At 64.4% G+C, this 21,290-nt stretch carries 19 protein-coding genes and 1 pseudogene; 13 read left to right on the forward strand and 7 right to left on the reverse strand.

Annotated elements, in window-relative coordinates:
• Positions 1-642 (forward strand): group II intron maturase-specific domain-containing protein (locus IQ26_RS32540; RefSeq protein ID WP_208760146.1); only part of this gene is annotated, 642 nt, incomplete at its 5' end.
• Between the two features lie 225 nt (positions 643-867).
• Here IQ26_RS32540 and IQ26_RS32545 read toward each other — a convergent pair.
• On the reverse strand, positions 868-1,233 hold the full coding sequence (locus tag IQ26_RS32545) for a winged helix-turn-helix transcriptional regulator (protein ID WP_145722475.1): 366 nt from the start codon (positions 1,231-1,233) through the stop codon (positions 868-870).
• 107 nt (positions 1,234-1,340) lie between these two features.
• On the opposite strand from IQ26_RS32545, the gene IQ26_RS32550 reads away from it, so the two are divergent.
• Both IQ26_RS32550 and IQ26_RS32555 read left to right on the forward strand, forming a co-directional pair.
• Positions 1,341-2,045, forward strand: a complete 705-nt coding sequence (locus IQ26_RS32550) for a glutathione S-transferase family protein (protein WP_145722476.1) — start codon at positions 1,341-1,343, stop codon at positions 2,043-2,045.
• Between the two features lie 150 nt (positions 2,046-2,195).
• Positions 2,196-3,020 (forward strand): DUF2189 domain-containing protein, encoded by an 825-nt coding sequence (locus IQ26_RS32555; protein ID WP_145722477.1) that lies wholly within the window; start codon positions 2,196-2,198, stop codon positions 3,018-3,020.
• Positions 3,021-3,032: 12 nt separating this feature from the next.
• On the opposite strand, the pseudogene IQ26_RS32560 reads toward IQ26_RS32555, so the two are convergent.
• Positions 3,033-3,362: pseudogene (locus IQ26_RS32560) on the reverse strand (LysE family translocator); the annotation flags it as partial.
• Between the two features lie 38 nt (positions 3,363-3,400).
• The gene (locus IQ26_RS32565; RefSeq protein WP_145722478.1) at positions 3,401-5,356 is read right to left on the reverse strand and encodes a TadE/TadG family type IV pilus assembly protein; all 1,956 of its coding nucleotides are present in this window, start codon (positions 5,354-5,356) and stop codon (positions 3,401-3,403) included.
• A gap of 346 nt (positions 5,357-5,702) precedes the next feature.
• Here IQ26_RS32565 and IQ26_RS32570 point away from each other — a divergent pair, with 346 nt between their 5' ends.
• Together IQ26_RS32570 and IQ26_RS32575 are read left to right on the forward strand one after the other, a co-directional pair.
• Entirely contained in the window at positions 5,703-6,563 is an 861-nt protein-coding gene (locus IQ26_RS32570; protein ID WP_145722479.1) for a TIGR01459 family HAD-type hydrolase, read from the forward strand.
• A 26-nt stretch (positions 6,564-6,589) separates the two neighbouring features.
• A complete protein-coding gene (locus IQ26_RS32575) occupies positions 6,590-7,573 on the forward strand; it encodes a bifunctional riboflavin kinase/FAD synthetase (RefSeq protein WP_145722480.1) in 984 nt (327 codons plus the stop codon).
• Between the two features lie 2 nt (positions 7,574-7,575).
• On the opposite strand, the gene IQ26_RS32580 is transcribed toward IQ26_RS32575, so the two are convergent.
• Positions 7,576-8,130: an HdeD family acid-resistance protein gene (locus tag IQ26_RS32580; RefSeq protein ID WP_145722481.1), complete on the reverse strand. Its 555-nt coding sequence runs from the start codon at positions 8,128-8,130 to the stop codon at positions 7,576-7,578.
• Between the two features lie 191 nt (positions 8,131-8,321).
• Between IQ26_RS32580 and IQ26_RS32585 the strand changes: the two genes are divergently transcribed.
• The gene (locus IQ26_RS32585) at positions 8,322-9,134 is read left to right on the forward strand and encodes a MipA/OmpV family protein (protein ID WP_145722482.1); all 813 of its coding nucleotides are present in this window, start codon (positions 8,322-8,324) and stop codon (positions 9,132-9,134) included.
• Here the strand turns inward: IQ26_RS32585 and IQ26_RS32590 are convergent.
• The gene (locus tag IQ26_RS32590) at positions 9,110-9,385 is read right to left on the reverse strand and encodes a hypothetical protein (RefSeq protein WP_145722483.1); all 276 of its coding nucleotides are present in this window, start codon (positions 9,383-9,385) and stop codon (positions 9,110-9,112) included. The two genes, IQ26_RS32585 and IQ26_RS32590, sit on opposite strands and share 25 nt — an antisense overlap.
• Before the next feature lie 58 nt (positions 9,386-9,443).
• Between IQ26_RS32590 and ileS the strand changes: the two genes are divergently transcribed.
• Together ileS and IQ26_RS32600 are read left to right on the forward strand one after the other, a co-directional pair.
• Positions 9,444-12,431 (forward strand): isoleucine--tRNA ligase, encoded by a 2,988-nt coding sequence (gene ileS, locus IQ26_RS32595; RefSeq protein ID WP_145722484.1) that lies wholly within the window; start codon positions 9,444-9,446, stop codon positions 12,429-12,431.
• Between the two features lie 192 nt (positions 12,432-12,623).
• The gene (locus IQ26_RS32600) at positions 12,624-13,304 is read left to right on the forward strand and encodes a hypothetical protein (protein ID WP_145722485.1); all 681 of its coding nucleotides are present in this window, start codon (positions 12,624-12,626) and stop codon (positions 13,302-13,304) included.
• A gap of 16 nt (positions 13,305-13,320) precedes the next feature.
• Here the strand turns inward: IQ26_RS32600 and IQ26_RS32605 are convergent, their stop codons facing one another.
• A complete protein-coding gene (locus IQ26_RS32605) occupies positions 13,321-13,773 on the reverse strand; it encodes a nucleoside deaminase (RefSeq protein WP_145722486.1) in 453 nt (150 codons plus the stop codon).
• A gap of 180 nt (positions 13,774-13,953) precedes the next feature.
• Between IQ26_RS32605 and IQ26_RS32610 the strand changes: the two genes are divergently transcribed.
• The 5 genes from IQ26_RS32610 (at position 13,954) to IQ26_RS32635 (ending at position 20,373) form a co-directional block, all read left to right on the forward strand.
• Positions 13,954-15,915, forward strand: a complete 1,962-nt coding sequence (locus IQ26_RS32610) for a pseudouridine synthase (RefSeq protein ID WP_145722487.1) — start codon at positions 13,954-13,956, stop codon at positions 15,913-15,915.
• The gene (rsmD, locus tag IQ26_RS32615) at positions 15,896-16,450 is read left to right on the forward strand and encodes a 16S rRNA (guanine(966)-N(2))-methyltransferase RsmD (protein WP_145722488.1); all 555 of its coding nucleotides are present in this window, start codon (positions 15,896-15,898) and stop codon (positions 16,448-16,450) included. Before IQ26_RS32610 ends, rsmD begins: the two co-directional genes overlap by 20 nt.
• A 98-nt stretch (positions 16,451-16,548) precedes the next feature.
• Positions 16,549-17,913, forward strand: a complete 1,365-nt coding sequence (locus IQ26_RS32620; protein ID WP_145722489.1) for a M16 family metallopeptidase — start codon at positions 16,549-16,551, stop codon at positions 17,911-17,913.
• A 4-nt stretch (positions 17,914-17,917) separates the two neighbouring features.
• A complete protein-coding gene (locus tag IQ26_RS32630; protein ID WP_240547343.1) occupies positions 17,918-19,516 on the forward strand; it encodes a M16 family metallopeptidase in 1,599 nt (532 codons plus the stop codon).
• Complete coding sequence (locus IQ26_RS32635; protein WP_145722490.1) at positions 19,513-20,373, forward strand: patatin-like phospholipase family protein; 861 nt, start codon at positions 19,513-19,515, stop codon at positions 20,371-20,373. Before IQ26_RS32630 ends, IQ26_RS32635 begins: the two co-directional genes overlap by 4 nt.
• Here the strand turns inward: IQ26_RS32635 and IQ26_RS32640 are convergent, their stop codons facing one another.
• The gene (locus IQ26_RS32640; RefSeq protein WP_145722491.1) at positions 20,374-21,228 is read right to left on the reverse strand and encodes an ADYC domain-containing protein; all 855 of its coding nucleotides are present in this window, start codon (positions 21,226-21,228) and stop codon (positions 20,374-20,376) included.
• Positions 21,229-21,290: the final 62 nt, after the last annotated feature.

Genomic DNA, 21,290 nt, shown 5'->3' on the forward strand with positions numbered 1-21,290 from the left:
AACCTCCTGCTCGACGACCTCGACAGGGAACTGGCCCGACGTGGTCTCCGCTTCTGCCGCTACGCGGACGACTGCAACATCTATGTTCGCAGCCGCCGCGCCGGCGAACGGGTCATGGCTTCGGTAAGCCGGTTCCTGACCAAGAAGCTGCGGCTGAAGGTCAACGAGGCGAAGAGCGCGGTGGCGCGGCCGGAGGAGCGGAAGTTCCTGGGGTTCAGCATCGCGAATGACGGGAGCGAGCGGCGCATCGCGCCGAAGGCCCTCGCCAAATTCAAGGCGCTGATCCGGGATATGACACGCCGGACCCGGGGCATAAGTCTGCCGCAGCTGGTCAAGGAGCTGAAGCCATACCTCATCGGATGGCGCGGCTACTTCGGCTTCTGCCAGACCCCGCGGGTGCTTACGAACTTGGAAGCGTGGACCCGCCGAAGATTACGCATGTATCTTTGGCGGCAATGGGGGAACGGGCACAACCGCTTCAAGGAGCTGCGCCGTCGTGGCGTGCCAAAGCTCCGGGCCGCGGTTGCTGCCGGTTCACCGACGGGATTCTGGCGCATGTCAGGACACCCGGCGGTCCAACAGGCCCTGCGCAACCACCACTTCGAGTCGCTCGGTCTCCCCCGTCTCTATGTCTCTGTCTAAGCTTAATCCGGTCGAACCGCCGTGGTACGTGATCCGTATGCCCGGTGGTGTGGGAGGGGCGGCGCCGCGAGGCGTCCCCCTATCCCGATCCCCGGTCCCAGAACAGGTCATTCGGTGTTAGCCTCAGCGACGACCGCTTCTGGCGCTGCCCGCTCACTCTGCTGATATTCGGCTTTGACGGCAAATCCCAGCCAAAGCACCAAGCGTCAGATTTTTCACGACTGGCTACTCCGCCGCCACGAGCTTAGTTTCCACCGCCGATGAGATCCGGCCGGCCCGGTCGTCCTCGGTATCTTCCCACCAGCCGCCCAGGGCGTCGATGAGCGGCACGAGCTTGAGGCCGGGCGCTGTGAGGTCGTAGTCCACGCGCAGCGGATAGCCGGGATGCGCCGTTCGCCGCACGATCCCGGCTTCCTCCAGCTTGCGCAGTTCCAGCGCCAGGATGCGGTGCGACACGGTCGGGTTGTCGCGCCTCAGGTCGCTGAAGCGCTTGGTCCCGTTCTTAAGATAGTAGAGCAGCAAGGTGGGCCAGCGACCGCTGAGCACACGCATGACCTCTTCGATCGGGCAGCTTGAGACGACGTCTTTCATGGGCGGACCGTGGTTACAGAATAGTGCGTAATTTACATGGGGCGACCAGCGTTTAGGGTCAAGCTTCGCTGCGCAGCGTGATCCCCTAACATGGAAGAGACAAAGAAATGGAACCTATCCTCCTTTATGGCTTCCCGCTGGGAAGTTCGATGGGGCTCGTCGCTGCCTTTGAACGCCTCGGCCAGCCCTACCGCCTGTGTCGCGTCGACATGCTCACCGAGATGAAGAACGACGCCTATGCCAGCATCAACGGCCGTCAGGAAACGCCGGTGTTGATCACCGATAAAGGCAGGATGCTGACCGAGACCATGGCGATTGCCGCGTGGCTCGAAGCCCGCGACACGCAACGTCGTATCAGCTTCGACCCCCGCTCGCCGGAAGCCGACCGGATGCATCAGTTGATGGCTTTCGTGAACACCGGTTTCACCGCCGCCTTTAGCCCGCTCTGGGTTGCACTTGAAACGGAGTCGGCCGAACCGGCCCTGCTGGCGACCTTGCGTGACTTTGGCCGCAAGGCCGTTACCGAACGCCATGACCGGCTTGAGGCGATGATCGGCGACACGGACTTCCTTGTCGGCGATCGGCTGACGCTGGCGGATACCACGCTGATCGGCGTGGCGCGCTGGGCGGAGTTCCACAAGGCGGTCGACGGGGCAGCCCATCCCAGGCTGGCGGTGTTACGTGGCAGGATCGAAGCCGATCCGGTCGTGCAATACGCGCAGGCCATCGAGGATGGCGAAAAGCCCGCCGGCTCTGGCGCCTGCCTTGGCCATGTCCCGCTGGCCGAAGTGATCGAACGCTTTGGCGCCTAACTCACATCATCCGCGCGGCGCCATTCACCCCCGGCGCCGCGCGGTGGCGACAATCGCCGGCAAATCGGTTATGATCCCACCTGATCTAGAAGTGGCAGCTACGGGCGGCCATCCTGGCGGTGACCGTCCCCGACACACGGGAGGGAGGTTATGGCCAGCTTTCATATCATGTCGGACGCGCGTGGAATGCACGTGCAGCCCACGGTGCGCCGCATCGCCACCGCGGACCTGATGGATGCGTTGCGGCTCGGCTACGAGGATTTCTGGGCAAAGCCCTCGCACTACGTGTTCCTGTGCCTGATCTATCCGGTGGTCGGCCTGATCCTGACGCGATGGAGCTCCGGCGCAAACGCCATCCAGCTCATCTATCCGCTGATGTCCGGCTTCGCGCTGATCGGGCCTTTTGCCGCGATCGGTCTCTACGAGATCAGCCGCCGCCGCGAACTTGGCATGGACACCTCCTGGCGGCACGCGCTCGACGTGCGCCACTCGCCGGCGCTGCCGGCGATTGCGGTCATAGGCATCATGCTGCTGGCATTGTTCCTGCTGTGGCTGTTCACCGCGCAGTCGATCTACACCAGCCTGTTCGGCAATCAGCCGCCGGATTCGATCGTCGGCTTTGTGCGCGAGGTGCTGACGACGACCCGAGGCTGGACGCTGATCCTGCTCGGCAACGCCGCCGGCTTCGTCTTCGCCGTGATCGTGCTGGCGACGACGGTCGTCGCCTTTCCGCTGCTGCTCGACCGCGATGTCGGCGCGGTCTCGGCAATCGAGACATCGGCGCGGGCGGTGATGACGAACCCGCTGCAGATGGCGCTATGGGGCCTGATGGTCGCCGTGCTGCTGGTCATCGGCTCGATCCCGCTGTTTGCCGGTCTCGCAGTCGTCATGCCCGTGCTTGGCCATGCGACGTGGCATCTCTACCGCAGGGTGGTCGAGCCGGAGCGGGTGCAGCAGGACCGGCGGCCGATGTAGGAGAGCGCAGCGTCAGCGCTGCGCGTCCGTCGCCATCTTCAGCGCCAGTGCGGTCAGCACCGTGCCCATCATCCAGCGCTGGATCACCAGCCACAGCGGCCGGCCGGCGAGGAAGACGGCGATCGAGCCGGCCGTCACCGCGATGATCGCGTTGACGGTCAGGCTGATCGCGATCTGCGTGGTGCCGAGCACCAGAAGCTGGGACAGCACGTCGCCCTTGCCGGGGCTGATGAACTGCGGCAGCAGCGACAGATAGAGCACCGCCACCTTCGGGTTGAGCAGATTGGTCATCAGGCCCATGAGGGCAGGAGCCTTTGCGCCAACGCCGCTGTCGGCCGGAAGAACGGCCAGGCTGTCAACTCGGGGCGATGGCGCTCCGCTCAGCCGACGATGCGCAGGTTCGACAATTCGTCGGCGATTTCCTTGAAATTGTCCGACAGCGTCGCCCCGGTCGCGTTCCAGAACAGCTTGGCCGGTTTGGTCGGATCGGCGGAATCCTTGCGGAAGCGCGAGTCCGAGGAGCAGGCCTTCAGCGCGTCGAGTGCTTTCTTGTCGCCGGCATCGCTGGTCGACAGGTCGAGCGCGACGGTCATGACGAGAACGTTCGAATTCTTGGCGTTGGCGCAAAGGGTCTGCATCTGCTCGTCCAGCGCGGCCGTGTAATTGGTGCTGGTGTAGGTGGTTTTGCCGATGTCGGTGCTCGTGTTCATGAACAGGCGCGTCACGCTGCCCGAGCCTGGATATGTCAGGCCGGTGTAACCGTAGGCGGCGTAGGTCGACCTGTTGTTGGCATAGCCGCTGTCGCTGACGGCGCTGTAAGTATTGGCGCCGTCGGTCAGCACGATGACCACCTTGTCGTTGCCCCTTTCGGTGTTCGGCCGGCCATCCGTGAACGGTTCGTTGCTCGACACCGTGCGCCAGCCCCAGGCAAGGCCTTCCGGCACGTTGGTGTTGCCGTTCGGCGCCATGGCGTCGATGGCGTTCTTGATCTCCTGTTTTTGCGCATCCTGGCTCACGTCCTTGAGCGTCGTGATCGGGTTGGTCGTGCAGGACGCATTCGGACCGTCGCCCGAGCCGGCCGACTTCGAGCCGTAAGGCTTGACCAGGAAATATTTGCGCATGTCCGACTGCCGCTCGGAAGCGGTCGGATTTGCGGTGTAGGGCCAGTCGGCCCACCAGTTGTTGCCGTAATTATACGACATGCTGTCGACGTCGTTGACGCCGTCGCGGTTGAAATCGAGCCAGAGGGTGCCGGCCTCGTCCGGTGCGAACATCGGCACGAACAGCGTGGCCGGCGTGGCGTTGTCCGGCGTCGTGTCGTCGTTATTGTACGGGTACGGCCTCGCCTCCACGCAACCCTGCCAGCTCGCATAGCGGCTGGTGGTGTAGATGTACTCCGGGGTGGTCCAGTGGCCGGTCCGGCAAGTGCCGTTTCTCTTGTACTCGTCGCAGATGTATTGCTTGGTGTTGGGCACCTCTTCGCGGCCGGACTCGACTGTCATGTCGGCATATAGGCTGAAGCGGGTCAGCGGCTGGTCCACGGTGTCTCCCCAGCCGGCCCCGCGCTTGTACCAGACGCCGCTACTTTTCTCGGCGAATTTGTCCGGATTGTTGGCCGCGGTCATCGTCGTCCAGTCGAAATCCTCATGCTGGATCGGGGAGGTGCCGTCCTGATCCATCCAGCTGTCCTGGTCATGCGTGGGGCCGACATTGACCGACGCGGCGAACGGCACGAGAGAGAACTGCACCGGTTTGCTGACCTGCTTCATCTGCTGCGCCTGGAGTGCCAGCGTATCGACAAGCTGCTTGGCGGCCGCCTTCAGCAGATCTATCCGCTTCTGGCCGGTGCCCGAGCCCAGATTGTTCATCGAGCCGGAATTATCGAGTGCAAGGGCTACTTCCAGAGTGTTCTTGAGGCGGATTTCCGAGCACGCCGTGAAGCTTGCGTCGCTGCTGGTCCCGCCCACCAGCATGGCGGCGGCCGGCAGAAAATAGGGATGGTACGTCAAGTCGCTGCACAGCTTCAGCGTGCCGCCGCCCGCATTGTTGTTGGGCAGGGTGACGGTAAGCGACGTGTTCGCCGGATCGACGCGGCCGAGATTAGCTTCGAAGAAATCCTTGGCATAGGCCTTGACGTCGGCTTCGCTTGCGCCGGCAACGATCTGCCGGGCGGTGGCGATGCCGGCGGCATCCAGGGCGTTCAAGGTAGTCTGCTTCTGGCGGAGCAGTTCCGAGTAGTCGACGCTGAGCGCCAACCCGCCCATCAGCGGCACCATGGTGATGACCGTCATCAGCGTGTAGTTGCCACGCCGATCGCGACCGAAATTTCGGATCATTGCCTTCAGTACCCCGCCATACCCCAATGGCGGGACGATGCCAGCAATCATTAAATTTCATATTGCTAAAATACATCCAAGGCCGGCCCATTTTTTCAAAACTCGTTAACCACGCCGCCGATCACGGCAACGCTGCCCGCGATTGGACCGCAGTGAACCCTTCGGGATCAGCTAAATAACTGGAAAATAATGGACTTTATGCCTTTCGATGCGGCCTTCATCGCTGGGTGGCAATCCTGAAACATTGCGAAAGCTGGTGACAGGGTGAAGAGCTTCGGCTAATGCGGGCCTGCTGCGGCGGACCGTCGGCGGCGGCGCTCGCAACCATCATGACTTGGGAAACGATATGGCGGATTCGCCCGATATCATCGGCTCGCTCGCGGATTTGTCGGGAGCCTATTCGGCCATCCTGTGCGATGTCTGGGGCGTGGTCCACAATGGCGAACGGCATTTTCCGGCCGCGGCTCTTGCATTGGCATCCGCGCGCGAGGCGAAGATACCTGTCGTCCTGATCACCAACTCGCCGCGCCGAAGCGCCGATGTGGTGGCGCAGATGAACGCGATCGGCGTTCCCTCGGCGGCCTACGACCGCGTCGTCACCTCCGGCGACGTGACCCGCGACCTGATCGCCGAGGGCCCGCGAAAAATCTTCCATATTGGCCCCGATCGCGATTTCACGCTCTATGACGGTCTTGACGTCGAGCTGGTCGAGGAGTTCGAGGCATCCGGCGTGGTCTGCACCGGGCTGTTCGACGACGAGGTGGAGAAGCCGGAAGACTATGCCGATCTTCTGCGGCGGTTGCGCGCCAGGAACCTGCCTTTCATCTGCGCCAATCCCGACATCGTGGTCGAGCGCGGCGAGCGGATGATCTGGTGCGCGGGCGCCTTGGCTCGCGACTATGCCCAGCTCGGCGGGCGCACGCTGATCGCCGGAAAGCCTTACGCGCCGGTCTATGACGTCGCGATGAAGGAGGTTGCCGACCTGCTCGGCTGCCCGGTCGAGCGCTCGGGCGTGCTGGCCATCGGCGACGGCATGATGACCGACATCAAGGGTGCCGCCGACAACGGCTTCGACGTGCTCTACGTGTCCGGCGGCATCCATGCACGCGACTATGGCGACGCTCTGGGTCCGGATCCGGTCAGGCTGACGGCCTTCCTGGAAAAACACGGCTACCGGCCGGTCGCCGTCATTCCGAGACTGCAGTAGGGTCGCTCCATGACGGAAGCCTTGAAATGACGGAAGCCTTCGAACGCGTTTCTGCAGTCTCGCCGCTGCCTGCCCATTTGCGTGGCGGGGTGGTTGCGATCGGTAATTTCGACGGCGTTCACCGCGGTCATCAGGCCGTGCTCGATCGCGCTCTTGCCGAGGCCCGCCGGCGCGGCGTGCCCGCCCTGGTGCTAACCTTCGAGCCGCATCCCAGAAAGGTGTTCCAGCCCGATATGCCGCTGTTCGTGCTCACGCCGCCGCCGATGAAGGCGCGGCTGCTGTCGTATCTGGGCTTTGCCGCACTTGTCGAACAGCCGTTCACGCGCGACTTCGCCTCGCTGTCGGCGGAAGCCTTCGTGACCGACGTGCTGGACAGGAATCTCGGCGTCATCCACGCCGTGACCGGCTTCGACTTCCATTTCGGCAAGGACAGGCAAGGCGGCCCGGCCTTTCTGATGGCGGCCGGCGAACGCCACGGTTTCGGCGTCACGCTGGTCGACGCCTTTCGCGACGAGGGCGCCGAGGTGGTGTCGTCGAGCCGGATCCGTGCGCTGCTATGCGAGGGCGCGGTGGCCGAGGCCGCCGGCCTGCTCGGCTACCGCTTCACGGTCGAAAGCGAGGTGATCGGCGGCCAGCAGCTTGGCCGCACACTCGGCTTTCCGACCGCCAATATGAGGCTTTCGCCGGAAGCCGCCCTGAAGGAAGGGATTTATGCCGTCCGCTTCCGTCGTGCCGACGGCACGCTTCATGACGGCGTTGCCAGCTTTGGTCGCCGCCCGACCGTCGACGACAATGGCGCGCCGCTTCTGGAAACCTTCGTCTTCGACCTTTCCGGTGATCTCTACGGCGAGATATGCGCGGTGTCCTTCTTCGGTTTCCTGCGCGCCGAGGTTAAGTTCGATGGGCTAGACGCGCTGGTCGCGCAGATGAAACGCGACGAAGCCGAGGCGAGGGCGCTGCTTGCCGGCGTCAGCCCGCATTCCGAGCTCGACGCGGCCATCGCCTTCTGAACCTACTTCTTCAGCGCCAGACCGACGGCAATGAAGGCCCAACCCTGGAAGATCAGGTCGATGGCGAGGAACAGCCCCAGCACCCACAGGCTGTTGACTGGCCAGCCCATGGCGATGACCAGGCCCGCCAGCGCGCTGATGACGCCCGCCGCGACGATCCAGCCCCAGCCCTTTTGCGGCCTGTGCTGGGAACCGACCCATGCCCTGAGTACGCCGGATGCGACGAGGGCGACCGCCAGCAGCAGGGTCAGCACCGCCGAGGCCAGCAGCGGATTGTAGAAGGCGAAGAACCCGGCGACGGCATAGAGAAGCCCGCTGAGCAGCCAGTAGAAGAAGCGGCTCCATGTCTTCACACCGAAGGCATGCAGGATCTCGACGACGCCGGCCACCAACATCAGCCAGCCGACGACATAGACCGAGGCGACCGTTGCGATAAACAGATTGCCGAAGGCGATACCGCCGAGGATCAGCAGCAGCACGCCGAGCCCGACGAACCATCCCCATTTCGCCTGCGTCTGACCAATCGCGTCTTTCAAGGCATCGCCGCGCAGGGACATTGTCGATCTCCATCGTCGCGATACGGAGGTTAGCGCCGAAGGCCTCGCTCGTCCAGCGAGCAGCTTGCGCCGGAGGCGCACCAAAAAAGCGAACGGGCCGTTTCGAGTTTAAATCAAATTTTACCGAACGGGCGCCATGGCTCTTGGCAGGCCGGTTGTTCCTGCCCGGTGTTCGTGTGTACGGAGTGACAATGCGTTCTGTCAGGGTGCTTCCGGTGGTCTTGGCCGCCTTCATGCTGGGTGCGCCCGGTGCCGCGGAAGCCGGCGAGGGCGCCTTGGGCTGGCTGTCCGGCGACTGGTATCTGACGGTTGGCGCCACCGGCATGGTCGCGCCGGATTTCGAGGGCAGCAAAAACTACCTGCTCAGCGCCTCGCCGATCATCTCGCTCGGCAAGGCCGGTCCCGCGGCCCGCTTCACCTCGCGCAACGACAACATCTCGCTGGCGCTGATCGACGACGGCGGCCTCCGCGCCGGCCTGACCGGAAAATTTCTGTTTTCGCGCGATGGCGGAGACGCCGACGAGCTGAAAGGTCTCGACCCGGTGCGCTGGGGCGGCGAGGCCGGCGGCTTCTTCGAATTCTATCCTTTGGACTGGCTGCGCGCCCGCGCCGAATTGCGGCACGGCATTCGCGCCCATAACGGCTTTGTCGCCGATATCGCCGCCGACGCCTTCTACGATGTGACGCCGGACGTCAGGATTTCGGGCGGGCCGCGCGTTTCGTTCGCCTCATCGGACTATTTCGACGCCTATTACGGCGTCAATGCCGGGGAAGCCGTGGCGTCTGGCCTCAACGAATACCATCCGGGCGGTGGGGTGAAGTCGGCAGGCCTCGGCGGTGCGGTGACCTGGAAGGTGACCGAGCCGATGACGGCCAGCCTGTTCGGCGAATATTCGCGCCTGATGGGCCCGGCCGCCGATTCCAGCCTGGTCAAGGAGCGCGGCGACCGCAACCAGTTCACGATCGGCGTCTCGACGACCTATCGGTTTGATTTCTCGATGTGAGCGCTTGTCCCGGCAATCGCGTATTGGCCGGATGCGCGGTGACGGCACAGCTGTAAGAAAGGCACCGAGAGTTCGGGCTTTTCAATATCGGCTGTCTCGTTTAAAAGCCCAGACATGACGAGCTTTTCGCGCCTTCTCGCGATTGCGATACGAATTACAAGCCCGGTGTTCCGGTTGGCCTGAGCGCCGCCGGAGCCGCCGGGAATCTTGCGCGTGGCCTCTCGCGCTTTTTCCAGATCATGATAGTTCAACACCCGGGCTCCTTCGCCGCCGGGCAATGCATATGGCAAACCAATGACCGATACCCCAATGACCGACACCGTTGAAACGATCGACTATTCCAAAACGCTTTATCTGCCGCAGACGGATTTCCCGATGCGCGCCGGCCTGCCCGAGAAGGAGCCGCTGCTGGTCAAGCGCTGGCAGGACATGGACCTCTACGCCAAGCTGCGCGAAAACGCCGCCGGCCGCGAAAAATACGTGCTGCATGACGGCCCGCCCTACGCCAACGGCAACATCCATATCGGCCATGCGCTGAACAAGATCCTCAAGGACGTCATCACCCGCTCGTTCCAGATGCGCGGCTACGACTCGAACTACGTGCCCGGCTGGGACTGCCATGGCCTGCCGATCGAATGGAAGATCGAGGAGCAGTACCGCGCCAAGGGCAAGAACAAGGACGAAGTGCCGGTCAACGAGTTCCGCAAGGAATGCCGCGAGTTCGCCGCGCACTGGATCAAGGTACAGGGCGGAGAATTCCAGCGGCTCGGTGTCGTCGGCGATTTCGACAACCCCTATACGACGATGGCGTTCCATGCCGAGGCGCGCATCGCCGGCGAACTGTTGAAATTCGCCATGTCGAACCAGCTCTATCGCGGCTCCAAGCCGGTGATGTGGAGCGTGGTCGAGCGCACCGCGCTGGCCGAGGCCGAGGTCGAGTACCAGGATTATGAGAGCGACACCATCTGGGTGAAGTTCCCGGTCGTCAGTCTTGCCTGGCAAGTCACCAATGTCGTGGATGGGCAACTCGCAAAGCTAAATCCAAAGCTTACGGAGACGTCACTGGACTTGCTGGAGGCCCATGTCGTCATCTGGACGACCACGCCGTGGACCATCCCCGGCAACCGCGCCGTCAACTTTTCGCCGCGCATCAATTACGGCCTCTACGAGGTCACGGCGGCCGAAAACGCATTCGGCCCGCAGCCCGGTGAAAAGGTGATCTTTGCCGAGGCGCTGGCGGAAGAGTCTGCTGTCAAAGCCAAGGTCACCTTGAATCGTCTTCGCAGCGTCAGCGCCGAAGAGCTTGGAAACTTTACGCTTTCTCATCCCTTCAAAGGCTTGAATGGCGGCTACGAGTTTGATGTGCCGATGCTGGCCGGCGACCACGTCACCGACGAGGCCGGCACCGGCTTCGTTCACACCGCGCCGGGCCATGGCCGCGACGACTTCGACGCCTGGATGGATGCCGCGCCCGAACTGCGTCAGCGCGGCATCGATACCGCTATTCCCTTCACCGTCGACGATGCCGGCTTCTTCACCAAGGATGCGCCGGGCTTTGGCTCGGACCGCGACGGCGGTGCTGCGCGCGTCATCGACGACAACGGCAAGAAGGGCAACGCCAACCAGGCGGTCATCGACGAGCTGATCAAGCGCGACGCGCTGTTCGCCCGCGGCCGGCTGAAGCATTCCTATCCGCATTCGTGGCGGTCGAAGAAGCCGATCATCTTCCGCAACACGCCGCAATGGTTCGTCTATATGGACAAGGAACTGGGCGACGGCACGACGCTGCGCAGCCGTGCCTTGAAAGCGATCGACGACACCCGTTTCGTGCCTGCCGCCGGTCAGAACCGCATCCGCGCCATGATCGAGGAGCGCCCCGATTGGGTGCTGTCGCGCCAGCGCGCCTGGGGCGTGCCGATCGCCGTCTTCGCCGATGCCGACGGCAATGTTCTGCGCGACGAGGCGGTCAACCAGCGCATCATGGACGCCTTCGAGAAAGAAGGCGCCGACGCCTGGTTCGCGGCCGGCGCCAAGGAGCGTTTCCTTGGCAATCACGATGCCTCGAAATGGCAGCAGGTGATGGACATCCTCGACGTCTGGTTCGATTCGGGCTCGTCGCATGTCTTCACGCTGGAGGACCGTCCGGACCTGAAGTGGCCGGCCGACCTTTATCTCGAAGGCTCCGACCAGCATCGCGGCTGGTTCCACTCCTCGCTGCTCGAAAGCTGCGGCACCAGGGGCAGGGCGCCTTACGAGACCGTCGTCACCCATGGGTTCACCATGGACGAGGAGGGGCGGAAAATGTCGAAGTCGCTCGGCAACACCGTGGTGCCGCAGGACGTCATCAAGCAGTCGGGCGCCGATATCCTGCGGCTATGGGTGGTGACGACCGATTACTGGGAAGACCAGCGGCTCGGCAAGAACGTGCTGCAGACCAACATCGACGCCTACCGCAAGCTGCGCAACACCATCCGCTGGATGCTGGGCACGCTCGCCCATGACGATGGCGAGGACGTGCCGCTGGAAAAGATGCCGGAGCTGGAGCGGTTGATGCTGCACCGGCTGGCCGAGCTCGACGAGGTGGTGCGCCAGGGCTATGACGCCTTCGAGTTCAAGCGCATCACACGCACGCTGATCGACTTCATGGTTGTCGAACTGTCGGCCTTCTATTTCGACGTTCGCAAGGACGCGCTCTACTGCGACGCGCCGTCGAGCGTGAAGCGAAAGGCTCCCGTGCAGGTGGTGCGCCATCTGTTCGACTGCCTGGTGAAATGGCTGGCGCCGATGCTGCCCTTCACCATGGAGGAAGCCTGGCTCGACCGTCACCCCGACGCAGTCTCGGTGCATCTCGACCAGTTTCCGCACATCCCGGCCGACTGGAAGAACGAGGCGCTGGCGGAAAAATGGCGCAAGGTGAGGCAGGTCCGCCGTGTCGTCACCGGCGCACTGGAGATCGCGCGCGCCCAGAAGGTCATCGGCTCGTCGCTGGAAGCGGTGCCGGTCGTCACGCTCGACGATGCGGCGCTCGAAGCGGCGATATCAGATGTCGACATGGCCGAGATGGCGATCACCAGCGATCTGGTCGTTGCGCATGGCAGCGTGCCTTCCGGCGCCTTCACGCTGGACGACGTCAAGGGCGTTGCCGTGGTGGTCGAGAAGGCCGAGGACCGGGGCCTGGTCAAATGCGCGCGGTCATGGCGCTACACGTCCGATGTCGGGCAGGACAAGGAGTTTCCCGACGTTTCGGCGCGGGACGCCGCGGTCCTGCATGAGTTGAAGGCGCTTGGCCGTATATAAGGCGGTGCACAAATGCCACGGCGGGCGGCTGATCGGCCTCCGCTCGTTGCCCTTAACGAGTGGTTGAGGTAAACACGCGAAACTCCGGACGACAAATTGTCGCCGGATTTCCGTCGGAAGAGCATAGACGATAGGGGACCGGACCTTTGGCCGGTGGCGATCGAGAGGCTGTCTAGAGTGGGACTTTTTGGCATGACCGATAGAACTTGCGCGCGCGTTGCGCTGCTGGCGCCGCTTGTCGTATCCGGCCTGGCCCTGTCCGGCTGCATGGGCTCGCCCACCTACGGAACCGACAAGCCCGCCGCCGCCCAGCTTGCCGGCGATCTGACCAGCGCTTTTTCGGTTGTGCCGAAGAACAAGGAAAGGATCGACTACAAGCCGCGTCCCGAGCTGGTGAAGCCGGCGCCGGGGCAGAAGGGCGTGCTGCCGCCGCCGCAGGACAGCATCGCGACGGCAAGCGCCGATTGGCCGGAATCGCCCGAGCAACGCCGCGCTCGCCTGCGCGCCGACGCCACGCTCCACCAGGACGATCCGTCCTACCAGGCGCAGATCGTCGATGACGTCCAGACGGATCCGGTGGCGATCAAGGCTGCGTTGGCGGAGTCGGGTTCCAGTCATCCGCCGGCCTGGTCTCCGGCGGATTCGGACAAGGGTCGCGCCGCCGAGGTCAAGCGCCGCCTCGCCGAAGCCAAGCAGGGCGACCCGAACACCCGCAAATATCTGAGCGAGCCGCCGGTGCAATACCGCGCCGCCGCCGCCACCGCGCCGGTGGACGACCTCGGCGAGGACGAGTACAAGAAAGAACGCCGCCTCAAGAAGGAAGCGGCCGCCAAGAACAAGAGCGGCGGCATGTTCGACTGGCTGCCCTGGTAAGCTGCCGACGCCGACGCTACGGTTCGCGTCGTTCCCTGAAAAAATCCTTCAGAAGCAGCGCCGCGTCGCTCTCGGCCATGCCTGGATAGATGTCTGGCACATGGTGGCAGGTCGGTGAGGCGAAAAAGCGCACGCCGTTGACCACGGCACCGCCCTTCTCGTCGGCGGCGCCGAAATAGAGCCGGCGCAACCTGGCGAAGGAGATGGCGCCGGCGCACATGGCGCAGGGCTCCAGCGTCACATAGAGATCGTGGCCGGTGAGCCGCTCGCTCGACAGCCTGCGGCAGGCCTCGCGGATCGCCAGCATCTCGGCATGGGCGGTGGGGTCGGCAAGCTCGCGGGTGCGGTTGCCGGCGCTGGCAACGACCGTATCGCCGCTGGCGATGACCGCGCCGACCGGCACTTCGCCACGCAACGCGGCAGCTTCGGCCTCTTTCAGCGCCAGCGCCATGAAATCCGGCCGCTTCAAGCGGTTTCCATTCCTATTATCTCCTCGCCACTCAGGCGTGATCCTGTTATCTAGCGCATGACCCCGAAACCGGAATCGGTTTCGGAAAGGATCATGCGCCAAAATCAATGTGCTACAGCGTCCTTTGCGCGTCCGATAGGACGCGCGGCGCTGTATCGGTGCAAAATGAGCAAAGGCCACATGGACGACAAAGACAAGAAATTCCCGCGCCAAAAGGGTTCGGGCAGAAACGGCCCGAAACCGTCGGGCCCGCGTGGTCGTGATACCGCTGCCGGCAAGGGCGGGAAGCCGTCCTTCGGCGCGAAAAAACCATACGCGCCGCGCGGCGATCGACCGATGGCGACCGAAGGCGAGCGGCCGAAGCGTGACTTCAAGGGTGGCGACAGGCCGTTCAGCAAGGGTCCGCGCCCTGAAGCCAAGCCCTATGAGAAGCGCGAGGGTCCGCGCAAGCCATACGCGCCGCGCGGCGACCGGCCGATGGCCGCCGAAGGCGAGCGGCCGAAGCGCGACTTCAAGAGCGGCGACCGGCCATTCAGCAAGGGGTCGCGCCCCGAAGGCAAGCCCTCCGAAGGCAAGCCCTATGAAAAGCGCGAGGCGCCACGCAAACCTTATGCGCCGCGCGGCGACCGGCCGGCCTCGGCGGAGGGCGGCGAACGGCGTTTCGATCGCCCCAAGCGCGACTTCGGCGATCGGCCCAAGCGCGATTTTGGTGACAGGCCTCAAGGGGCATCGGGCGGCGGCTTCAAACCGCGGTCGCGTCCCGCGGAAGTGACGGAAGAGGCAGGCGAGCGCATCGCCAAGCGGCTGGCCCGCGCCGGCCTTGCCTCGCGCCGCGATGCCGAGGAGCTGATCGCGGCCGGCCGCGTCAAGGTCAATGGGAGGGTGCTGTCCTCGCCCGCCTTCAATGTGATGCCCGGCGACATCATCCATCTCGACGGCATGGAGATTCCGCCGATCGAGCGGACCCGGCTGTTCCTGTTCCACAAGCCGGCCGGCGTGGTCACTACCAACCGTGATCCCGAGGGCCGCAAGACCGTCTTCGACGTGCTGCCGGCCGATCTGCCGCGGCTGATGACCATCGGCCGGCTCGACATCAACACTGAGGGCCTGCTGCTGCTCACCAATGATGGCGGGCTGTCGCGCGTGCTCGAGCTGCCGTCCACCGGCTGGCTCAGGCGCTACCGCGTGCGCGTTCACGGCAAGGTCGAGGAAAGTGCGCTTGCCGGCTTGCGCGAAGGCATCGCCGTCGACGGCGTCTTCTACGGCGCCATCGAGGCGACGCTCGACCGCGAACAGGGCACCAATGCCTGGCTGACGCTCGGCTTGCGCGAGGGCAAGAACCGCGAAGTCAGGAACATACTGGGCTCGCTTGGCCTCGACGTGACACGGCTGATCCGTATTTCCTACGGGCCGTTCCAGCTCGACGAGCTGCCCGAAGGCCATGTGCTGGAGATCAAGGGCCGCGTGCTGCGCGACCAGCTCGGCGAACGCCTGGTCGAGGAGTCCGGCGCCAATTTCGATGCCGAGATCACCAAGCCGTTTTCCAACAGGCCCGTGCGGCGTGAGCGGGAAGCGGAGCCGGAGCGGCCGAAATTCACCCGCGACGGCGAACGCCGTCCGATCGGCGAAGGCGGATTGATCAAGAACCGCAAACGCCGCGAAGGCAGCCGCGACGAGGCGCTGGGCAAGCTGTCGACAAGTCCCGGCAGAAGCTCCAGGCCGGAAAAGAGTTTTGGCGAGCGCGGCCCCAAATCTGAACGTAGCGGGCCCGGTGGATTTGGTGGCAAACCGGGCGGTGGGAAAAAGTCCGAACGCGAGCAGCGGCCGATCGAGCCGCCGGGCCAGCGCAAGGCCAATGTCTGGATGGCGCCGGGTGCGCGGCCGATCGGCAAGGGCAGGGCGGATGCCGACGCCGCCAAGGCGGCCGAAACCAAGGCACGCAAGGCCTCGTTCAGGCCGTCTTACGGCAAGCCCGCCGGTGGAAAACCCGCCAGCGGAAAACCCGGAGGCGCAAAGCCGTTCGGCAAGCCGCGTGGCGAACGCCCAAATTCCGGCAGCAGTGATGGCCGTGGCAAAGGCGGCGACCGGCCACGCAGTGGCCCTGGCGGATCAAGGGGAAGCCATGCGGATCGTCGGCGGTGAGTTTCGCGGGCGTCCGCTGGCGACGCCCCGCTCAAGCGCCATCCGCCCGACCACCGACCGCACCCGCGAGGCTGTCTTCAACGTGCTGGCGCATCGCTTCCCCGATAGGCTGGACGGCGCGCGCGTGCTCGACCTGTTCGCCGGAACCGGCGCGCTCGGCCTCGAAGCGCTGTCGCGCCGCGCCGCCTACGCCGTCTTCATCGAGGAATCTGCGGAAGGGCGCGGCCTGATCCGCACCAATGTCGAGGCTTTCGGCCTCACCGGGCGCACCAAGATATTCCGCCGCGACGCCACCGCCCTGGGAGAAGCGGGCACGATGGCCGCGTTCGGCCTGGTGTTCGCCGATCCGCCCTACGGCAAGGGCCTGGGCGAGCGTGCCTTGCGCTCGGCCAAAGCCGGCGGCTGGCTCGCCCCCGGCGCGCTCTGCGTCGTCGAGGAAGCGGCGGTGGCGACCTTCGAGGCAGGGCCGGGCTTTTCGGTTGTCGACGAGCGCAGCTATGGCGAGACCGTCATCCGCTTCATCGAAGCCGCCTGAGTTCGGCCTCCTTTGCGCGCGAAAATGACGAACAAATCACTTTGCCTGTATCAATATCCCCGCCTATCGTCCCACCCCCATGACAACCGGAGCCATTGATGACATCCCAGGCTGAATGGCTGCGCGGAACGCTGTTGGCGCTGGCTCTCGTGATGACTGGCCCGGTTCTGGCCGACAACAAGCCGGCCGACGGCAAGGTGACGGATTTCATGCTCGACAACGGTATGGAGGTCGTCGTCATCCCTGATCGCCGCGCGCCGATCGTCACCCATATGGTGTGGTACAAGATCGGCAGCGCCGACGAACCGCCGGGCAAATCCGGCATCGCCCATTTCTTCGAGCATCTGATGTTCAAGGCGACGACCAACCATGCGGCCGGCGCGTTCGACCGCGCCGTCTCCGCCATTGGCGGTTCCAACAACGCCTTCACCTCCTATGACTACACCGCCTTCTACGAGACGGTGGCGCCGCAGGCGCTCGGTGAGATGATGGATTTCGAGGCCGATCGCATGCGCAACCTCATCCTAAGCGACGATGTCATCGCCACCGAGCGCGACGTGATCCTCGAGGAACGCCGCTCGCGCGTCGACAACAATCCGCAGGCGGTGCTCGGCGAGGAGGTGGACGCCACGCTCTGGCAGAACCAGCCCTACCGCATTCCGGTGATCGGCTGGATGCAGGAGATGGAGAAGCTGAACCGCACCGACGCCAAGGCCTTCTACGACAAGTACTACACGCCCAACAACGCCGTGCTGGTGGTGGCCGGCGATGTCGAGCCGGAGGTGATCAAGGCGCTGGCTGAAAAGACCTATGGCAAGGTCGCGCGTGGTCCAGACCTGCCGCCGCGCATCCGTCCGGTCGAACCCGAGCAGAATACCAGGCGCACGGTGACGCTCTCCGACGCGCGCGTCAGCGTGCCGAACTTTTCGACGCAATGGGTGGTTCCGTCCTATCGCACTGCAAAGCCGGGTGAAGCGGAAGCGCTGGACCTTCTGTCTGAGATCCTCGGCGGCGGCAGCCGCAGCCGGCTCTACCAGCAGCTTGTCGTCAAGCAAGGCATTGCCGCCGAGGCGGGCGCCTTGTTCCAGGGCACCATGCTCGATGCCAGCAACTTCACCGTCTATGGCGCGCCGCGCGGCGACGCCAAGCTGGCCGATGTCCAGGCGGCGGTCGAGGTCGAGGTCGCCCGCATTGCCAGGGACGGCGTTACATCAGGCGAGCTGGAGAAGGCCAAGGATCGTTTCGTTCGGTCGATGATCTTCGCCCGCGACAAGCAGGATTCGATGGCCAACATCTACGGCGCAACGCTTGCCACCGGCGGCAGCGTCAGGGATGTCGAGGAATGGCCAAGCCGCATCCGCAAGGTCACCGCCGACGACATCAAGGCGGTTGCCGCGCGCTATCTCAATCTCGACCATTCGACGACCGGCTATCTCTTGCCGCAGACACAGGCAGGGAATTGATGTGATGACGAGCTTGAGCGTTGGCGCTGCCCCTCACCTGCCTGCCGGCATCCTCTCCCCATATAGTGACGGGGAGAGGGGCGCTCTCATCGACGGTTTCGCCAATCACCAGCGTTGCAGAAACAGCGCCGGGGTTGCGGCCAGCCCCCTTCTCCCCGTCACTATACGGGGAGAAGTGCCCGGCAGGGCGATGAGGGGCGGCGCCGACTCCGACAGCTATTCGTCACGAACACAAGTTGGAAGCTACCATTTATCCGAAGCGATTGCCCTGAAGCGCGTCACCATTCCGCTATTCACCCTCTTCCTCTCGCTCCTCTTCCTCATCCTGCCGCCACTCGCCGCCCGCGCGGCCATGAACATCCAGGAGGTGACGTCCTCGAAGGGCATCACCGCTTGGCTGGTGGAGGATTATTCCGTGCCCATCGTCGCCATCCGCTTCGTCTTCGACGGCGGCACGACGCAGGAGCCCGCCGGGAAGGAAGGGCTTGCCAATCTGATGAGCGGCCTGTTCGACGAGGGCGCCGGCGATCTCGACAGCGAGGCCTTCCAGATAAAGCTGGACGATGTCGGCGCCGAGATGGGCTTCGACGCGGCGCGTGACGGCACCTATGGCTCGATGCGCATGTTGGCCGAGCAGCGGGACGGCGCTTTCGACCTGTTGCGGCTGGCGGTCACCGAGCCGCGTTTCGACCAGGCGCCAGTCGACCGCATCCGCGCCCAGGTGCTGTCCGGCATCATCGCCAACGAGCGTGACCCCGACACGGTCGCCCAGCGCAAATGGCAGGAAGCATTATACGGCACCCACCCCTATGCGCGGCCCGACGAGGGCACCAGGCAAAGCATCGCCACGATCGCACGGGACGATCTCATCGCCTTCCACCGGGCGAACTTCGCCCGCGACGGCCTGCATGTGGCGGTGGTCGGCGCCATCGATGCTGAGACGTTGAAGAAAAAGCTCGACACGGTTTTCGGCGACCTGCCGGAACACCAGGCGCTCGGCGCGGTCGCCGATGTCGATCCGAAACTCAACCAGCAGCTCGAGGTCATTTACGACCAGCCGCAGACATCGTTGCGACTGGCCTATCCCGGCGTGAAGCGGAGTGCGCCGGATTTCTTCGCCGCGGTGCTGATGAATGAGATCCTCGGCGGCGGCGCCTTCACCTCGCGGCTGTTCGACGAGGTGCGCGAAAAGCGCGGCCTGGCCTATAGCGTCAGTTCCGACCTCGTCGATCACCAGCACGCCAACGCGCTCGCCATCACCACGGCGACCCGCTCGGACCGGGCGGCCGAGACGCTGGCTGTCGTGCGCGAGGTGGTGCGGCGCATGGCCGAAGAGGGGCCGACCGAAGCGGAACTGGCGGCGACCAAGAAATACATGATCGGCGCCTATGCCATCAACAATCTGAATTCCTCCGGCGCCATCGCCGCGACGCTTGTCGAGCTGCAGCTCGACAAGCTTGGCATCGACTATGTGCAGCGGCGCGGCGCCCTCATCAACGGCGTGACGCTGGATCAGGTCAAAGCGGCGGCGAAGAGACTGCTCTCACCCGAACCGGCCATCATGGTCGTCGGGCCGAAGCAGGGCGAGGCCAGCGAGCAATGAGCCCGAGCTTCGGCATCGCCTTCGGCGGCGGCGGCGCGCGCGGCCTGGCGCATATCCATGTCATCGAGACGCTTGACGAGCTTGGCATCAGGCCCGTCGCCATATCAGGCTCGTCGATCGGCGCCATCATGGGCGCCGGCATGGCCTCGGGCATGACCGGCAAGGATATTCACGACTATATGCGCTCGATCCTCGGCCGCCGCGCCGAGGTTGCGGCGCGCATGTGGCGGGCGCGGCCCGGCACCTTCGCCGAGATGATGCAGGGCGGGCTCAGGGTCAGCCAGTTCAATGTCGAGCGCATCCTGAAAGCCTTCCTGCCCGACAGCATTCCCGAAACCTTCGCCGGGCTGAAAATACCGCTGAAGGTGACGGCGACGGACTACTTCGGCCACAAGCTCGCCGTGTTCAGCAACGGCGACCTGCATTCGGCACTTGCGGCTTCAGCGGCCATTCCCGCGGTGTTCCGCCCGGTGATGCGCGACGGCAGGCTGCTGATCGACGGTGGCATCTACAATCCGGTGCCGTTCGACCTGATCGAACACGACGCCGACATCATCATAGCCGTCGACGTGGTTGGCGTGCCGACCGAGGCCCGGCGCAAATACCCGACTTCCGTCGACCTGATGTTCGGAGCCACGCAACTGATGATGCAGTCGATCATCGCCGCCAAGCTGAGGCAATGCCAGCCGGACATACTGGTCAGGCCGGCGGTGTCGAAATACCGCGTGCTCGATTTCATGAAGATCGACGCCCTGATGGCCGAGACGGCCGCGATCAAGGACGAGCTGAAGCGCGAGATCGAGAAGGCGGTGGAGGGGAGAACCAAGGTCGACGCGGGCAAGCCTTCCGTGGCCTGACTATTCCGCCACGGCTTGAACCGTTCGCGGGTCAATCGAACGGTTCAGGATCAGCGCCCCGGCATGGCTTTCGCACACCGCTGTCCGCGGTTGCTGCCGCACGCCCGGGCAGATCGCTGCCAGTCCCTCCATCGTGAGCACGTCGGGTATTCTGGTGTGGCTGACGCAAAGCGCGCCGTCCGGTCCCCATGCCGCTTCGAACGACATATCAGGCGCGGCCTCGTCCTGCTGAATGCCCTTCCGATCGTAGACGACGATCGGCGTGCCGTTGCGGGTATGGCCGACGCCATCGCCGCAATAATCGGCGCGGATCATGCGGGTGCATGCCTGATGATGATCCCACAGCGGCGTGCCGTCCGGCGCGCTTTCCCAGGGCCGATATCCGAACCGCGCGCATTTCGCCTGCGCGCCGCCGGTGCAGGTGATGCTGAACGCCGTGTCGGACGGCAAATGGCGGCCGTCCTGCGTCCAGGTGCCGGCAAGCGGAAAGCCCATGCGCCGGCCCTCGATGTCGGGTTCGCAGATGTTGTGCCATGCGCCGGTCGCCGCGTCGCGGGTCGACATGGCGTAGAGCATGATCCCGCCATCCGGATTCCTCGGATCGGTCTCGACCGCGTCGATGCGCAGCGGTATCCGGTCCTGTCCGTCACCAACCGTCAGAACGGCGCCGACGAGATCGTTTTGAGCGACAATGCGGCCGTCCGCCGTCGTCACCTCGAACCTTGTGCCGACAATGGAAATCGAGCTGACACCTTGTCCGGTCCCGGCCTCAGCCGGAAGCATTGCGGCCATGCTGGAAATTGCTGTGGCGATTGCGGCCAGTGCGTAGGCGAGGCAATTCCGGCGACGGGGCATTTTTTGGCTCCTGACGATGCATTTGCGAGCGCAGATTGCTGAACGCGCCAAAGATCAGCGCG

The sequence above is a fragment of the Mesorhizobium tianshanense genome (assembly GCF_007830515.1).
GTDB lineage: Bacteria > Pseudomonadota > Alphaproteobacteria > Rhizobiales > Rhizobiaceae > Mesorhizobium > Mesorhizobium tianshanense.

Excerpts from the sequence above, each read along its gene's own strand:
- IQ26_RS32570 (WP_145722479.1), top strand. The coding sequence starts at position 5,703 with ATGGCGGATTCGCCCGATATCATCGGCTCGCTCGCGGATTTGTCGGGA.
- IQ26_RS32630 (WP_240547343.1), top strand. The coding sequence starts at position 17,918 with ATGACGAGCTTGAGCGTTGGCGCTGCCCCTCACCTGCCTGCCGGCATC.
- ileS (WP_145722484.1), top strand. The coding sequence starts at position 9,444 with ATGACCGACACCGTTGAAACGATCGACTATTCCAAAACGCTTTATCTG.
- IQ26_RS32565 (WP_145722478.1), bottom strand. The coding sequence starts at position 5,356 with ATGATCCGAAATTTCGGTCGCGATCGGCGTGGCAACTACACGCTGATG.
- IQ26_RS32640 (WP_145722491.1), bottom strand. The coding sequence starts at position 21,228 with ATGCCCCGTCGCCGGAATTGCCTCGCCTACGCACTGGCCGCAATCGCC.
- IQ26_RS32550 (WP_145722476.1), top strand. The coding sequence starts at position 1,341 with ATGGAACCTATCCTCCTTTATGGCTTCCCGCTGGGAAGTTCGATGGGG.
- rsmD (WP_145722488.1), top strand. The coding sequence starts at position 15,896 with ATGCGGATCGTCGGCGGTGAGTTTCGCGGGCGTCCGCTGGCGACGCCC.
- IQ26_RS32555 (WP_145722477.1), top strand. The coding sequence starts at position 2,196 with ATGGCCAGCTTTCATATCATGTCGGACGCGCGTGGAATGCACGTGCAG.
- IQ26_RS32635 (WP_145722490.1), top strand. The coding sequence starts at position 19,513 with ATGAGCCCGAGCTTCGGCATCGCCTTCGGCGGCGGCGGCGCGCGCGGC.
- IQ26_RS32600 (WP_145722485.1), top strand. The coding sequence starts at position 12,624 with ATGACCGATAGAACTTGCGCGCGCGTTGCGCTGCTGGCGCCGCTTGTC.
- IQ26_RS32575 (WP_145722480.1), top strand. The coding sequence starts at position 6,590 with ATGACGGAAGCCTTCGAACGCGTTTCTGCAGTCTCGCCGCTGCCTGCC.
- IQ26_RS32585 (WP_145722482.1), top strand. The coding sequence starts at position 8,322 with ATGCGTTCTGTCAGGGTGCTTCCGGTGGTCTTGGCCGCCTTCATGCTG.
- IQ26_RS32620 (WP_145722489.1), top strand. The coding sequence starts at position 16,549 with ATGACATCCCAGGCTGAATGGCTGCGCGGAACGCTGTTGGCGCTGGCT.
- IQ26_RS32545 (WP_145722475.1), bottom strand. The coding sequence starts at position 1,233 with ATGAAAGACGTCGTCTCAAGCTGCCCGATCGAAGAGGTCATGCGTGTG.
- IQ26_RS32580 (WP_145722481.1), bottom strand. The coding sequence starts at position 8,130 with ATGTCCCTGCGCGGCGATGCCTTGAAAGACGCGATTGGTCAGACGCAG.
- IQ26_RS32610 (WP_145722487.1), top strand. The coding sequence starts at position 13,954 with ATGGACGACAAAGACAAGAAATTCCCGCGCCAAAAGGGTTCGGGCAGA.